Below are 14,833 nucleotides of genomic sequence, written 5' to 3' on the forward strand. Positions count from 1 at the left end.
ATAGCGAGCATGCTTGACCTAGTGGGTTAACTTGGCAAGCGTAACTGAGTTATGTTACCTGAATGGATCAATATAGTGTATTAGCTTTTCTGCTAAGCTGCTCGATAACTTGCTGACTAATATCAGGATAGTTACTAAAAATCCCATCAACGCCCAGTTTAGCTAAATAGACGATATCTGCTGCATCATCGACGGTATAGACATAAACTTTAGCACCACGCTGATGGGCATCTTTGACTATATCTGAGGTGATAAAGCTCAAGCTGAGGTGCAGCGAGTAAGCCTGTAAGTGGCTCACTAAGGCGGCATTATCAAAAGGAATGCCCTCAATAAGCGGCGCCACTAAGGCTTGAGGAAACTGCTGTTTGACGCTGGCAACGAAGTGGTGGTTAAAGGAAGAGATCAATAGCTTATCGGCGCTAAAATTTAGCTTAGATAAGATGTTAGGGTACAAGCTTAAAAATGGCGCCAGTGAGTTCATTCCCTTGAGTTCAATATTAACGATACAGTCGACGTGTTGCAGATAAACCAGCAACTCCCAAAGGGTGGGGATAGGCTCTGCGCCGACGCGTACCGTGGCTAAATAGGCTTGGCTGACCTCTTCTATGAGTCCTGTGCCAGTGCTTTTACCGTCGAGGCGCCTATCATGAAATACATACAGTTGGCCTTCGATATTGTGCACGTCAATTTCGATAGCCGTGCACCCAAGTTGCACTGCTTTTTTAATCGCGGCTAGGGTGTTTTCTGGCGCATAACCGCTAGCGCCTCGGTGAGCAAATACCTGCATCAGTTTCTAATCAACCCTTGAGTTTCTTTGCCTTGGCCACTGTTAATATGCACTTCAAGCTGTGGATAAGCGAGCTCTAAATCGTTTTCTTTGAGTTTCTTATTAACCTGTTTATGCAGCTTGTGACGCAGCGGCCAACGGGTATTCATGTCTTTTGCATAGGCGCGAATTTCGTAATCTTGGGTGTGTTTACCAAAGCCTGCAAACCAGACTTCGGGCTCAGGAATCGCCAGTGCTTCATCGCACTCTTTAACTGCTTGATACAGTGCCGCTTCAACCCGGGCCGGATCTGAGTCTCGCGCTACCGAGACGTACACAATCACTCGAGTGATAGGATCGGATAATGACCAGTTGATCAGCTGCTCGGTAATAAATGCTTTATTAGGCACAATGATCTCTTTGCGATCCCAATCGACAATGGTGGTGGCGCGGATCTGAATTTTACTGACAGTGCCAGTTAAGTCGCGAATCGTGACCGTATCTCCAATTCTCACTGGCTTTTCGAATAAGATGATAAGACCCGATATAAAGTTTGCGAAAATTTCTTGTAAGCCAAAACCCAAACCCACCGAGAGGGCAGCCACTAACCACTGCAGCTTGGACCATTCCATCCCTAAGGTAGAAAAGCCACTTAACATACCAAAAAATACCACCAAATAGCGGCTTACCGTGGTAAGCGCAAAGCCTGTACCCGGTGTTAAATCGAGCCGCTGGAGGATCATTAGTTCCAGCAGGCCGGGTAAATTAGTGGCAATCATTAATGAAAAGCCCACAATAATCAGTCCCAGCAGTAACGATTTAAGCGTGATAGGCAACTGCTGAGAGATGCCATCGATCACGGTCGAGCTGGTCCAGAGGGTGATACCATCCAAAAACGAGAAGATGGCACTGTGAGTCTGGGTCCAGAGTCCAATTAAGCTGATTAAGAAGGCGAGGGTCAATAGTGAACGCACCAAGCCTAATGATTGGCTAGAGATGGTTTCTAGATCCACCACTGGCTCTTCGTAGGTGTCGCCTTGTTCATTATTGGCGCTGTCGTCATCTTTTTCTCGTTGGGCCAATATTTCGGCGCGCTTGGCTTTTGCACGGTGGAAGGCGATGCGCCGGCGCTCAATCAGCATCCAGCGTTTGATCAGTTGATAGAGCAACATAAAGCTCAATGATAAGATCAAGGACAGTTGCAGCTGTAGCAACATTTGGAAGGCGGTAAAGTAGTAACCTCTAAAGGCTAATATGGCGCATGCGGGCGGCAGCAATAACATTACGGCCCAGAGTGTTTTTTGCAGTAAGCGTTTATTTTTGTCATCTTGATGGTAAAGGCGTTTCTGTTTCGATAGCTGTAAAATATCTTTATAAAACCAAAACAGCATGATGGCGAACAAGATAAAGGCGCCACGGCCTAAGCTGTTACGGATCATCGAGGTTTCTAATACCTCGGTAAAGCCCAGTACACCAATAATTGGCATGGTCATTAATGTAAAAGTGCGCAGTCGTTGCTGCCCCGCATGAATGGTGTTGGCATCGCCTTTAAAGTGGCCAATTAACACCCCTTTTTCTAACGCGAGCAGGTCGGTAAACCGATATAGCAGATATAAGGCGGCGATAGCTAAGATCCCCATACCAACCGATGATACCAGGTTATGCTGTGAGTAATATAAAATCAGTCCACCTGCCAGTAACGGTAAGGGTTTAATAGCGCTATAACAAAGCGAAATAAAGAGGGCTGTGATCGTGTAGATAAACTTATCTTGGGTCACGTTGCCAACAAACGCAGCGTTGTGGGTCATGGCTTTATTAAAACTGGGCGTGACTAAGTCCTGTAGGACTAGGCATAAGACGAATAAGATTATCCACCAAGACCACAGCGTACTTTGCTCACTAAAGGAGTCGGTAATTTGGTGCCAGGGAGCTTGGGTTAGCAGCCATTGGCTACTTTGCAGCAGATCACTAAACCAGAATCGGTCAATACTATTGGCGTTAGCAACCCAGAACAGATGTTCGTTGAGGGTTGTTTTAAGATTTTTGTATTGTTGATTGAGTTGCTCATAGAGCACCCGCAGTTCGGCTAACTCGCCGATATACAAATCGTAGTTTTCCAGTAGTTGTTGTTGCAATTTATACTGTGATTGCAACAATTTAGTTTGCAATGGTGTGTGATCGCTCGCCCCGTTGTTGAGATTGGCATGCAAGGTGAGATCTTGCTCTATTTGATAGCGTTCAAGACGTGCGTTGGCGATATCATTGCTGATAATGTCTTGGTTTGGTGGTTTAGGCAGTGACGATAAAATGCGCAAAAAACGCTCACCAAACGCCGAATTCAGTTTGACTAAGCCTATCTGCTGCTGAATATTACTCAACTGCTTGGCTTGCATTTGATATTGGGTTTCGGCTTCTTCTTGTTTGGTGGCCACTTCGCTCATTTGGTAAGTGAGTTGTTGTAGCTGTTCGCCGTAGGCTTGGTTTTGTTCATTAAGTGCTAGCGCAAGTGCATCATCGGTTGCCGAGGTTTCAATTTGGCTGGCCGCTATGGTGGCGGCAGTGGTTTTATGACGTTGCACTGAAATCGCCGCATTTAGCTTTTCGATCAGCTGTTCTTGCTGGATCAATTGGCGGCGCACTAAGGTTAACTGTTGTTGAGTGAGGGCGATCTGTTTTTGGCTGCTGGCAAGCTCTGATTCCAGTGTCGACAATGTCTGGCGGTAGAGCCGCCCTTGGGCTTCGGTTATGTCGGTTTCGTTACTGCTACTGGTGCGAGTGTGCTGCGCTAGCGTGCTATTGGCCTGCGTAATAATGGTGGGCAGTTGATGCTGTCGTTTGATCAGTTCGTTAATTTGTTGCCCTAGGCTGGCTTCAATCTCTTTTAGTTCAGATAGGCGAAGGTAAGCCATGGAGGCTTGTTGGCTTAAATCTTGTTGTGGTTGCCAACTTAACGGCTTAGATGCCTGCTCTATTTGTTTGCTGATATCATTTTTTTTGTTTTGATATTGATGCTGCAGCGCCTCGAAATTACTTTGTAGTTCGCGCTGCTCAGTGATCTGTTGTTCAAGTAAGGCCAGTTGTTCTTCGGGGGTTTTTGTTGTGGTATTCGTGTTTTGGCCTATCCCTAAATGTTTGTTAAGAGATAGCGGCGAGTTAGCAGTGGCTGCAAAAGAAAGAACGCAAAGAAAAACGAGTAAAATACGAGACATAATCTGCTTTTAGTTGGCATTAATACATGGATAGACCGCTATATAGTACCAATATAGATTGAAAATGATATTGATGGATCGGTTAATTTGAACTGAATCGCGACAGGGCGACTTGATCTGCTGTGCTCGCCAATCGCCTTGGTTATGTCGAGGCCATATTTGACTGTTGTTTCGATCGCTGATTTTTATGGCTCTGTTGCGTCTCATAAATGGCCGTTACCACAACCAGCGCGCCGCCAATGATAGTATTTAGCGCTAACTCTTCACCCAGTAGCCACAATGCTAATAACGCACCATATAAGGGCTGCAAACAGGAAACTAAACTGACAGTTTTGGCGCTAAGTTGACGTAGTGCTGATGTAAATAACGCATGTGGCGCGGCGGTAAATACCACGCCGAGTAGGATTATCAAGCCCCAAACGGACTGGTTAATGGTGCTGATATTAACTTGGTGCCAAGGCATTAAAAACACAACGGCCACTGCGGTTTGATATAGCATAGCTTGTGCGCCGCTATACTCAGCAAAGTAACGCTTGTGGAGTAAATTACGGGAAGTAAACAGCATGGCAGAGAGTATGCCCAAAATGATCCCCAAGGTGACATCGTTGCCGAGAGTGGCTTCTGGGATCAACAAACTGACGCCGCAGAGCACACTAATACCGCTTAGTAAGTCGGTGCGTTTGAGGCGGCTTGCGTTAAACAGTGGCTCAATTAATACCGTCATCACTGGATAGGTAAAAAAGGCAATCATCCCTATGGCTACAGATGAGAGCTGCATAGAGGCGAAATAGGTCACCCAATGCAGGCTCACGATAATCCCAAGTCCAAGCGCAATAAGGTAATCTTTGTGGGCGTTAAGGCGAAGGCGACAACCACTGCTTTTAACAATAAGTGCCAAGATAAGGGCAGCAACAGCACAGCGCAGCAAGGTAATGTCGAGGGCACTTAGTGGGATCAATTTAGAAAACAGTGCCGTCCCACCAAACAGTAAGACGGCAATATGCAGCTCGATTAATCCGTGATGGCTGCTCGCGTTCGGCTTCAATGTCGCAGTTAGTCTATTTTGGCAAAGGCTTGACCCATGCGCGTTACCGCTTTGGGTTTAACGCCGTCGGCAAACTCTTCAATGGCATCTTTAGCAAACAACATCACCACTGTACTGCCTAGCTTAAAGCGACCCATTTCCTCACCCTTATCCAAGGTTAAGGCTTCTGGCCCTTCGGTTGGGTAGTCCCAGGTGAAGACTTTTTTACCCGTTGGCGGGGTGACAGTGCCAGCCCAGACAGTTTCAATGCTAGCGACAATCGTTGCACCAACAAGCACCATAGCAATAGGGCCGATTTCGGTTTCAAATATCGCCACGACTCGCTCGTTTCGAGCAAATAGCCCTGGTACGTTTTCAGCCGTTAACGGATTGACCGAAAACAGTTCACCAGGTACATAGGTCATCTTAGACAAGGTGCCTTTAATCGGCATATGAATGCGGTGGTAATCTTTAGGCGCCAGATAGATAGTGGCAAAATCGCCCCCTTCAAAGCGCTTAGCATCATCGACTTGATCGCCCAATAAGGCTAAAGCAGAGTAGTCATGGCCTTTAGCCTGAAAGATGCGCCCCGACTTGATAGGGCCACATTGACTGACGGCGCCGTCGACAGGATGGACGATATAATCGTCATCATCACATAAAGGGCGAATCCCCGGTTTTAATGCGCGGGTAAAAAATGCGTTAAAGCTGGCATAAGCCTCTGGTTCACTTTGGGCGGCTTCGCTCATATCAATTTTGTACTGCTTGATGAACCACTTAATTACGCTAGTGGTGACCATACCTAGCTCTGCTGCCGCCAACTTGCCTACTAGGCGTGAGAGAAGGTGTTTTGGCATCATGTATTGCAAGGCAATTTTCAGTTTGTCCACGTTAGTTATCCTTAAAATCCAATATGGCTATGTTGCTGTCTGTTGTTAGTCGCTGTCATTTCTAAAATGACGAGCATGGCGCTGCTCATCGAGGCTGTCTATGATGCGATGATAGTTGTTGTACCTATCTTCGAATATTTTGCCTTCGTTAAACGCAGCGGTAATGGCACAACCTGGATCGTTTTTATGTTTACAATCCCTAAACTTACAGGTGCCAATATAGTCTCTAAATTCGATAAAACACCAGCCGACACGCTCAGGAGGTAGATGCCACAAAGCGAATTCGCGCACGCCAGGGGAGTCCACTAGGTCACCGCCGCTGGGGAAGTGTAGTAATTTAGCCGTGGTGGTGGTGTGTTGACCTAGGCCTGAGTTTTCAGACACATCGCCAGTGAGTAATTCGGCGTCGGGTAATAACGCATTGATTAATGATGATTTACCAACGCCTGATTGGCCGACAAATACACTCACTTTATCTTTAAGCAGCGCTTTTATGGTGTCGACCCCTTCGCCTTCGATGCTGCTGACTTTATACACAGGGTAACCAATTTCTTGGTAGCGACGTAAAGCCGCCTCAACTTGAGGGGCTTCCTCTTCACTGAGTAGGTCAATTTTATTGAGGATAATGACTGGGGCTATACCAGTGTCTTCAGCGGCCACGAGGTAACGGTCGATAATTTGGGTGGTAAAACTCGGTACTACCGATGAGACAATCAATATTTGGTCAATATTGGCGGCAATAATTTTGATGCCATCGTACATGTCAGGTCGAGACAATGACGAATGCCTTGGGTGCACCGCTTCGACAACGCCGGCTATGGTCGCTGTGGTTTCAACGGCAAGGCGGACAATCACTTTATCGCCAGTGACTAAACTTTGAATATTTCTGCGTATGTTACAGCGGACTAATTGGCCATCTTCGGTTTCGATATCAGCATGTTGACCAAAACGAGAGATGACGGTGCCGAGTAACTCGGGCCCAAGTGAACTATCTTGTAGTTCTGGAGCGGCGTCACCCGCCTCTTTGCGTTGCAAACGTTTTTCGTGGTTAGCACGCATGCGGCGGCGCTGGCCTTGACTTAAAGGTTTCTTTTTACTCACAGTGTAATCATCGTCAAAATAAGGTTATTTTGTGTTGTCTAAAGAAAGCAGTATGATACACGGTCTTAAACAAAAAAGCCTGAATTTAGGCAAACGTAATAATAAGGCAGAGACATGGCTGCAGATGAAAGTAATCTGATTTGGGTTGATCTAGAGATGACAGGGTTAGAACCTAGTGTCGATAGAATCATTGAGATAGCGACTATTGTGACAGATAAGGAGCTAAATATTCTGGCAGAGGGCCCTGTGATTGCGATCAATCAGTCAGATGAAGTGTTGGCAGGCATGGATGATTGGAACCAGAAACATCATGGTGAGTCTGGCTTAATTGAACGGGTTAAAGCAAGCCGCATTAATGAAGCGCAAGCAATTGAACAAACGATTGCATTTTTAGCGTTACATGTACCCAAAGGTGTATCACCTATGTGCGGCAATAGTATTGGTCAAGATAGACGCTTTTTGAACCGTTATATGCCAACACTTGAGGATTACTTTCATTATCGTAATATTGATGTGAGTACGGTAAAAGAGTTGGTTCGTCGTTGGAAGCCTGAAGTAATGGACGGCTTTACTAAGCGTGGTACCCATCAAGCATTGGTCGATATTCAAGAATCTATTGCTGAATTGCAGTTTTATCGTGATAAAGTATTTAAAATTTAATCAATCAGTATAAATTTTTAAAGCAAGGGGTTGCAGCGGTGCGAAATTCTCCTATAATGCGGCCTCAACTTTCAGCTAGCAGCTCACGTTAGCAGAATTGAAATGCGACATTAGCTCAGTTGGTAGAGCGATACCTTGCCAAGGTATAGGTCATCGGTTCGAACCCGATATGTCGCTCCAAATTACAATCTACAGCATCACCAAATGCTATAGAAAAAGATTTATGCGACATTAGCTCAGTTGGTAGAGCGATACCTTGCCAAGGTATAGGTCATCGGTTCGAACCCGATATGTCGCTCCAAATTACAATCTACAGCATCATCAAATGCTATAGATAAAAAGATTTATGCGACATTAGCTCAGTTGGTAGAGCGATACCTTGCCAAGGTATAGGTCATCGGTTCGAACCCGATATGTCGCTCCAAATTACAATCTACAGCATCACCAAATGTTATAGACAAAAAGATTTATGCGACATTAGCTCAGTTGGTAGAGCGATACCTTGCCAAGGTATAGGTCATCGGTTCGAACCCGATATGTCGCTCCAAATTTGATTGCGACATTAGCTCTGTTGACTCTTTTATAGAGCAAATAGTGCGATACCTTACCAAGGTATCGTCATTGGTATCGATTTCGAACCCGATATGTCGCTCCAATCTCCCTCTTGTTTTATTATCCCCCTTAAAATCAAGTTCGATAACTTACTGATTTATAGAGTATGGTGTGCTTCTAACACGGCATGTCGTTCCAATTCCCTATTTTTATTATCTCCTCTTAAGCTCAATCACGACATTAGTTCTGCTGATTCTATTATTTAGGGTAAGAGCGATACCAAGCTAAAAGGTCATTGGTATCTATTCCTAACCTCATCTATCGCTTCAATTGTGCATTCTTGTTTGTTGTGGTTGCTTTTTAAATGTCTTATATAAGTTCAACTTTGACTTGGGTGATTTGTGCCCCATTTCTTTAACGAAACCTAATATAAAGATGATTGAACTGTGTAAACTATGACCTTGTTCAAAAAAATATCCGCAAAATACTTCATAATAAAATCGAATCAATATTATCGCCTAGTCAAATGGCTTGGATTGGAGAGGGTAAGATGAGATTTCAGCAGCTTAATGAACAATTGGAATATGTCTCTAAGTGTCGCTTAGAAATGGCTCGATTATATGGGCGTTTGCACAGTGCGGTTGATTCATCGCGCGTCAAGTTGATGCTTGAGTATTTACAGCAGCATGAAAAAGAGATGTCACAGAAGATAGACGATTATATCGAAGAGGCCCCCTCTAAATTATTAGAACTTTGGTACAACGATATTGTGTTTGAAGATTTTATCAAACGTTGCCAAGAGATAGTTCCTAAAGCCAATATGAACGAAGAAGATCTATTGGAACTACACTTAGATCTAGATAATCGTTTGATTGGACTGCTGCAGAAAACGGCCGAATCATCTGTTCCTGGCGATGTTAAAAATGCGATGAGCGAGCTGGTTCGAGTAAAGAAAATTCAACAGCAGCGTTTAGTGCATAGCTGTATTCGTATGGATGATATCTAAATTTCGTCGTAAACTCGGTAGTTTAAAAGGCTTAAGCTACCGAGAGTTATCTGTTGCTAGGGCTAAGCCCATCATTAGGTGATATTGCCACTGGCTTGAACCACTCTCACCGTTCTCATTCTGGCACGCTTTTCCATGCTTTATTGCTCAAGGTCGCTACGTTGTTTAACTCCCACCCCGTATAATGCCAACTTTTACTTAAAGCTCAGACTTAAGCCTTACTATCTGGCTCATTTTTTTGTGCAAGATCAAACTTATCTCAATAATTACAGTGACTCGTGAATCTAATGACCAATATGCTATCTAACATGGAATATGCTAAGCCTTAGCTACCGCATAGGATGTTTTATTAACGTATTTAGGAGTCTCCCCATGTTGTTTTGTGATGCACAGCTTCCGCAAACATTATATTCGACTCAAATGGTGAGAGAGGCTGAGGCCCATTTTATCCATTCAGGCGACATATCTTTATTAGGGTTAATCGATCGCGCAGGGCAGGCGGCCTTTGCATTACTGCAACAGCAAAATAAGTTAACTAGCCATATTTTGGTGTTAGCTGGATACGGCAATAATGGGGCTGATGCTTATATCTGTGCCACGCTTTTGCTTGAGGCTGGCTGCCAAGTTAAGCTGTATGCTTTAGAGCGAGAACCTATTGGTGAAGGCGTGAGCTATGCCAAAGCGGCGTTTGTAGCAGCAGGTGGTCACCTAGAACAGGATTGGCAGCCAGCATTATTAGCGGCAGATGTGGTGATAGATGGTTTACTTGGTACTGGCTTTCACGGTGAACTCAATGAGGCGTTTACGACCATCATTACCGCTGTTAATCAGCAGCCTTCTTGGGTGTTGTCTATAGATGTACCTTCGGGAATTAATGCCGATACGGGGGCAGGGCAACTGGCTATTAAAGCCGATGTGACATTGACCATGGGAGCGGTAAAACAGGGGCTTGTTACGGGTAAGGCCCGAGATTGCGTCGGTTACTTATGGTTTGCCGATATTGGATTAACCCAACACCTTCCCGCGTCTACAGTCATAAATATAGCTCATCGAGTCACCGATTTAGGCATGCCCACTCGGGCACAAAATAGTCATAAAGGCTCTTGTGGTAAGGTCACTGTGATCGGGGGCGATATCGGCATGGCGGGCGCGCCAAGGCTTGCCGGAGAAAGCTGTTTACGCGCCGGTGCTGGTCTTGTTGCCGTGGTTTCCAGGCCGCAGCATCTCCCTATTATCAATGCTGGGCGACCAGAGCTGATGTTTTGGGGGTGTGAGCTGGTTGATATGGAGGTGTATCAACGATTAGGGTGGGCCGATGTATTGCTAATTGGACCTGGACTTGGCAAGCACGATTGGGGATACAATTTACTCAAGGCCACCGGATTGAGTGACAAGCCATGTGTCATGGATGCCGATGCTCTTAATTTACTGGCTCTTGAGCCCAATAAGCAGCGACATTGGGTGTTGACGCCCCATAGTGGCGAAGCGGCAAGATTATTGGGGATCAGCATTGCTGACGTTGAACAAGATCGCTTTGCAGCGGTTTATGCCCTGCAGGCCAAGTATGGTGGCGTTGTGGTATTGAAAGGCGCGGGCACACTTATTTACGATGGCACTCGTTGTCATGTCGCCCCAGTGGGTAATCCTGGTTTAGCTAGCGGTGGTAGTGGTGATGTATTGGGGGGCATAATTGCGGCGTTAATGGCGCAAGGTATGTCCAATATGGATGCAGCCAGTGCTGGTGTTGTAGTGCATGGCGTCGCCGCTGACATGGCTGCTAAAGAGGGTGAGCGTGGCATGTTGGCTTGCGATCTGTTTCCGCATATTCGGGCGTTAGTGGACAAGATTTAAAGCCGTCAGATTAAAAACAGCTAATGTTTGTTTAGATAGAATTCAGTTTGGGTTAAAGTATCTGGTTATAATCAGTTTGCCCAATTTAGGTTACGACGAATACACCATGACGCCAGTGACAGTTTATCTTGAAAATGAGTTTGATACCGTGAGCTTAGGGCAGCAGTTAGCTCAAGCGATCACACCTCCGCTAACCATCTATTTGAGTGGTGAATTAGGCGCTGGAAAAACGACTTTTAGTCGTGGTTTGATCCAAAGCTTAGGCCATCAGGGAGCAGTTAAAAGCCCTACTTATACCTTAGTTGAACCCTATGAACTGAATGGTATTGATGTCTATCACTTTGATCTATATAGGCTCAGTGATCCTGAAGAGTTAGAATTTATGGGAATTAGAGATTATTTTGCCGATAACAGTTTATGCATTGTGGAATGGCCCGATAAAGGGGCAGGTATATTACCCGAAGCCGATCTGCTTATCGATATAAAATACCTTGAGCAAGGGCGAGAAGTCACCTTAAGTGCAAATAAGCCAGCAGGGCAGTTACTGTTAGATAGTTTACATAATAATGATAACAACTGATTCGATAATAAAGCGCGTGTTGCTGCTGTTACTGCTGTGTGTTCCAGCAATAGCTCACAGCGCAAACAGGTTAGATGGTGTGCGAATTTGGGCCGCGCCAGAATCGACGCGGGTGGTATTTGACCTGGGTCAGCCGCCGCAATACAGCCATTTTACCTTGACGAATCCTTATCGACTGGTGGTCGATCTGAGTGGCACTTCCACAGCAATGGATCTGAGTAAAATCGAGAATAATAGTAAGCTGGTCAAAAAGGTGCGCATTAGTCAGCCGCCGAAAAAAGGCACGCTCAGACTCGTTATCGATATAGTTAAGCCTGTGAAAGCTAATTTATTTGCTTTAACTCCCACAGCGCCATACGGCAATCGTTTGGTTGTCGATCTCGATGGCGGTGGGCCTGATAAGCAGGCAGTAAAGGCAAAACCTGTCCCTGAATTAAGGGATGTGATTGTCGCGATTGATGCAGGCCATGGCGGAGATGATCCAGGGTCAATCGGTCCTAAAGGTACCTATGAGAAAAAAGTGGTGTTGCAGATTGCTAAAAAGGTAGAAGCGAAAATTAATGCCACCCCAGGCATGAAAGCTGTCATGACCCGCTCTGGCGACTATTTTGTTAATCTCAATAAGCGCTCAGAAATTGCACGCACCAGTAAAGCCGATCTATTAGTGTCAATCCATGCCGATGCATTTACCTCGCCTCAACCACAAGGTGCCTCGGTTTGGGTGTTGTCAATGCGACGGGCTAACAGTGAGATCGGCCGTTGGCTGGAACAAAAAGAGAAACACTCTGAGTTGCTCGGCGGTGCGGGTGAGATCATTCAAAATGCCGATAATGAACAGTATCTTGCCATGACATTACTCGACATGTCGATGGATCGATCTATGGCTATTAGCCATAATATTGCCGGTGATGTATTACTCAATTTAGGCAAGGTCACTAAATTACATAAGCACCAGCCAGAAGCGGCCAGTTTTGCGGTATTAAAGTCTCCCGATATTCCCTCTATTTTGGTTGAAACTGGCTTTATCTCTAACCATAAAGAGGAGCGTTTACTGACACAGCGCGAGCATCAAAACAATATTGCCAATGCGGTACATAAGGGCGTATTACGCTATTTTGAAACCAATCCGCCAGCCAATACCCTTCTGGCTAATCGCAGCACCTTGAGTCATAAGGTCGAAAAAGGTGAGTCGTTGTCGGTTATTGCTCATCGTTATCAGGTGTCGATTAGCAGTATCAAAAAAGCCAATAATCTTAAATCAAACACAGTTCGTATAGGCCAGAAACTGGTCATTCCCCGCGCTTAATAGGAGTCAAAATGACCATTAAAATTTTGCCTCCTCAGTTGGCTAACCAGATTGCCGCTGGTGAGGTTGTTGAGCGTCCCGCATCGGTTATCAAAGAGTTGGTTGAAAACAGCCTAGATGCTGGCGCGACTAAAGTTGATATCGAAATCGATAAGGGTGGCAGTAAGCTGATTAAGATCCAAGACAATGGCTCTGGGATTGAAAAAGATCAACTTGGCTTGGCGCTATCGCGTCATGCGACCTCTAAATTGGCTTCTTTAGATGATCTCGATGCTATTTTAAGCTTTGGTTTTCGTGGTGAAGCACTTGCCAGTATTAGTTCGGTATCGCGTTTAACCTTCACCTCGCGCACCGCCAGCCAAACTGAGGCGTGGCAAGCATATGCTGAAGGCTCTGAAATGGCGGTAAAAGTGATCCCCGCTGCGCACCCTGTGGGTTCTACGGTCGAAGCGGTCGATCTGTTTTTTAATACCCCCGCTCGTCGTCGTTTTCTGAAAAGCGATAAAACGGAGTTTACTCATATCGATGAGTGGCTTAAGCGGATTGCTTTAGTGCGACGTGATATCCATTTTACCCTAAAGCATAATGGTAAAATGGTGCGTAATTATCGTCCGGCGAATACCCAAAACCAGTATCTACAGCGTTTAGCTCAGGTGAGTGGTAAACAATTTGCAGAGCATGCATTGGCGGTAGATTGCGAGCATAATGGGTTAAAGCTCAGTGGCTATATCCAGTCGCCGCATTTTGACGCGAGCTCAAGTGATACCCAGTATTTTTATGTTAATGGTCGATTAGTGCGCGATAGGCTGGTTAATCATGCAGTGAGACAAGCGTTTGCTGAGCAGTTGCAAGGCGTTCAGGTTGGCTATGTGTTGATGCTTGAGCTTGACCCACATCAAGTTGATGTCAATGTGCATCCAGCAAAGCATGAAGTGCGTTTCCATGAAAGTCGCTATGTACATGATTTTATTTTACAAGCCCTACAATCGGCTCTGTCACAGGCTGAGCAGCTGCCGTTGAACGCTTATCAGCCTGAGGGCGATGACGCTCCAGTGGATCACGCTGAAGCGCCATTAGTGCAATCAACGCCAGCGGCAAACCGTCCATCGTCGCCGTTTGCGGGCCACTATAGCGCGCCTTTGTCTGCAACCCCTACAGCTAGCGAACGCCATGTGCATGAACGAGCTGCTTCGGCGTATGGTCAAAGGGAATCAGGCTATAGCCAGTCTTCAGGCGCTGAGTACCGCGCAAGCCGCTCAGATCGTTATCAAGCACCAGATTTACCTTCGCAGGCGGCCATTGATAATTATGCGCAGTTGCTTGCAACACCTGATGTAAACAGGCCCACAGCTGCACCACCATCGCCTATGCCTTTGGTTTTAGCGGGGCAATACTGGGTAATAACACAAGACAATGCACTCAAGTTATTGGCGTTTACAACCGTCGCTGATGTGGTGCTGCGTCAACAGATAGAGCACAAGCTTGCATCAGGACTCGTGGGGCAACCACTATTGATGCCTGTGTCGATAAAAGCAGACAATGACTGGCTTGATACTCTTGAGCAACGAGAGCTACTTATCAGGAAGTTGGGCATCGAATTAACTATTCGATTGGGGCAGTTGATTATCAAAAAAGTGCCCCCATATCTAAGGCAAAGCCAGTTAGCGAATGTGATCGCTGAGTTTTTACAGTGGATTCGCTTTGAAGAGCCTGAAGATGAGGCCATCGTGAATTGGTTAGTTGGCCATGGACGAGATCATTTTACTTCGGCGTCAGCACTTTGGACTGATTTTTGTCAGTTAGCTGAGTCGCAACAGCAACAAATAATATCGAAAGCCAAGGCGTTACCTTGGCAAGAGTGGTTAAGTGAGCAAACGAGTGACTAGCA

General features: G+C 45.7%; 11 protein-coding genes and 5 tRNA genes. 11 read left to right on the forward strand and 5 right to left on the reverse strand.

Annotation, left to right across the window (positions count from 1 at the left end):
• Positions 1–67: 67 nt before the first annotated feature.
• The 5 genes from AC0VXX_RS02965 to rsgA form a co-directional block, all read right to left on the reverse strand.
• Entirely contained in the window at positions 68–787 is a 720-nt protein-coding gene (locus AC0VXX_RS02965) for a glycerophosphodiester phosphodiesterase (RefSeq protein WP_475515846.1), read from the reverse strand.
• Entirely contained in the window at positions 787–3,975 is a 3,189-nt protein-coding gene (locus tag AC0VXX_RS02970) for a mechanosensitive ion channel domain-containing protein (RefSeq protein ID WP_475515847.1), read from the reverse strand. The genes AC0VXX_RS02965 and AC0VXX_RS02970 overlap by 1 nt, the downstream gene beginning before the upstream one ends.
• 142 nt (positions 3,976–4,117) lie before the next feature.
• Positions 4,118–5,020: a DMT family transporter gene (locus AC0VXX_RS02975; protein ID WP_475515848.1), complete on the reverse strand. Its 903-nt coding sequence runs from the start codon at positions 5,018–5,020 to the stop codon at positions 4,118–4,120.
• Between the two features lie 8 nt (positions 5,021–5,028).
• Positions 5,029–5,889, reverse strand: a complete 861-nt coding sequence (asd, locus tag AC0VXX_RS02980) for an archaetidylserine decarboxylase (protein ID WP_475515849.1) — start codon at positions 5,887–5,889, stop codon at positions 5,029–5,031.
• Between the two features lie 45 nt (positions 5,890–5,934).
• Complete coding sequence (rsgA, locus tag AC0VXX_RS02985; RefSeq protein ID WP_110457176.1) at positions 5,935–6,990, reverse strand: small ribosomal subunit biogenesis GTPase RsgA; 1,056 nt, start codon at positions 6,988–6,990, stop codon at positions 5,935–5,937.
• A 114-nt stretch (positions 6,991–7,104) separates the two neighbouring features.
• On the opposite strand from rsgA, the gene orn reads away from it, so the two are divergent.
• From orn to mutL, 11 genes are all read left to right on the forward strand, one after another.
• Complete coding sequence (orn, locus tag AC0VXX_RS02990) at positions 7,105–7,650, forward strand: oligoribonuclease (RefSeq protein WP_110457177.1); 546 nt, start codon at positions 7,105–7,107, stop codon at positions 7,648–7,650.
• A gap of 104 nt (positions 7,651–7,754) precedes the next feature.
• A tRNA-Gly gene (locus AC0VXX_RS02995) sits at positions 7,755–7,830 on the forward strand.
• Between the two features lie 45 nt (positions 7,831–7,875).
• A tRNA-Gly gene (locus AC0VXX_RS03000) sits at positions 7,876–7,951 on the forward strand.
• 47 nt (positions 7,952–7,998) lie between these two features.
• Positions 7,999–8,074 (forward strand) — tRNA-Gly (locus AC0VXX_RS03005).
• Positions 8,075–8,121: 47 nt separating this feature from the next.
• A tRNA-Gly gene (locus AC0VXX_RS03010) sits at positions 8,122–8,197 on the forward strand.
• Positions 8,198–8,206: 9 nt separating this feature from the next.
• A tRNA-Gly gene (locus AC0VXX_RS03015) sits at positions 8,207–8,305 on the forward strand.
• A 447-nt stretch (positions 8,306–8,752) separates the two neighbouring features.
• Positions 8,753–9,208 carry a hypothetical protein gene (locus AC0VXX_RS03020; protein WP_475515850.1) on the forward strand — a complete coding sequence of 152 codons (456 nt, stop codon included), beginning with the start codon at positions 8,753–8,755 and terminating at the stop codon, positions 9,206–9,208.
• A 372-nt stretch (positions 9,209–9,580) separates the two neighbouring features.
• The gene (locus tag AC0VXX_RS03025) at positions 9,581–11,059 is read left to right on the forward strand and encodes an NAD(P)H-hydrate dehydratase (RefSeq protein ID WP_475515851.1); all 1,479 of its coding nucleotides are present in this window, start codon (positions 9,581–9,583) and stop codon (positions 11,057–11,059) included.
• A 106-nt stretch (positions 11,060–11,165) separates the two neighbouring features.
• Positions 11,166–11,639: a tRNA (adenosine(37)-N6)-threonylcarbamoyltransferase complex ATPase subunit type 1 TsaE gene (tsaE, locus tag AC0VXX_RS03030; RefSeq protein WP_475515852.1), complete on the forward strand. Its 474-nt coding sequence runs from the start codon at positions 11,166–11,168 to the stop codon at positions 11,637–11,639.
• Positions 11,626–12,945, forward strand: coding sequence for an N-acetylmuramoyl-L-alanine amidase (locus AC0VXX_RS03035; RefSeq protein ID WP_475515853.1), 1,320 nt, complete (start codon positions 11,626–11,628; stop codon positions 12,943–12,945). The genes tsaE and AC0VXX_RS03035 overlap by 14 nt, the downstream gene beginning before the upstream one ends.
• An 11-nt stretch (positions 12,946–12,956) precedes the next feature.
• A complete protein-coding gene (gene mutL / locus AC0VXX_RS03040) occupies positions 12,957–14,831 on the forward strand; it encodes a DNA mismatch repair endonuclease MutL (RefSeq protein ID WP_475515854.1) in 1,875 nt (624 codons plus the stop codon).
• Positions 14,832–14,833: the final 2 nt, after the last annotated feature.

The sequence above is a fragment of the Shewanella sp. QJM3NY_23 genome (assembly GCF_056173105.1).

Bases quoted from the DNA above. Each gene is read 5' to 3' on its own strand.
- AC0VXX_RS03020 (WP_475515850.1), top strand. From the start codon at position 8,753: ATGAGATTTCAGCAGCTTAATGAACAATTGGAATATGTCTCTAAGTGT.
- orn (WP_110457177.1), top strand. From the start codon at position 7,105: ATGGCTGCAGATGAAAGTAATCTGATTTGGGTTGATCTAGAGATGACA.
- mutL (WP_475515854.1), top strand. From the start codon at position 12,957: ATGACCATTAAAATTTTGCCTCCTCAGTTGGCTAACCAGATTGCCGCT.
- AC0VXX_RS02965 (WP_475515846.1), bottom strand. From the start codon at position 787: ATGCAGGTATTTGCTCACCGAGGCGCTAGCGGTTATGCGCCAGAAAAC.
- tsaE (WP_475515852.1), top strand. From the start codon at position 11,166: ATGACGCCAGTGACAGTTTATCTTGAAAATGAGTTTGATACCGTGAGC.
- AC0VXX_RS03035 (WP_475515853.1), top strand. From the start codon at position 11,626: ATGATAACAACTGATTCGATAATAAAGCGCGTGTTGCTGCTGTTACTG.
- AC0VXX_RS03025 (WP_475515851.1), top strand. From the start codon at position 9,581: ATGTTGTTTTGTGATGCACAGCTTCCGCAAACATTATATTCGACTCAA.
- AC0VXX_RS02970 (WP_475515847.1), bottom strand. From the start codon at position 3,975: ATGTCTCGTATTTTACTCGTTTTTCTTTGCGTTCTTTCTTTTGCAGCC.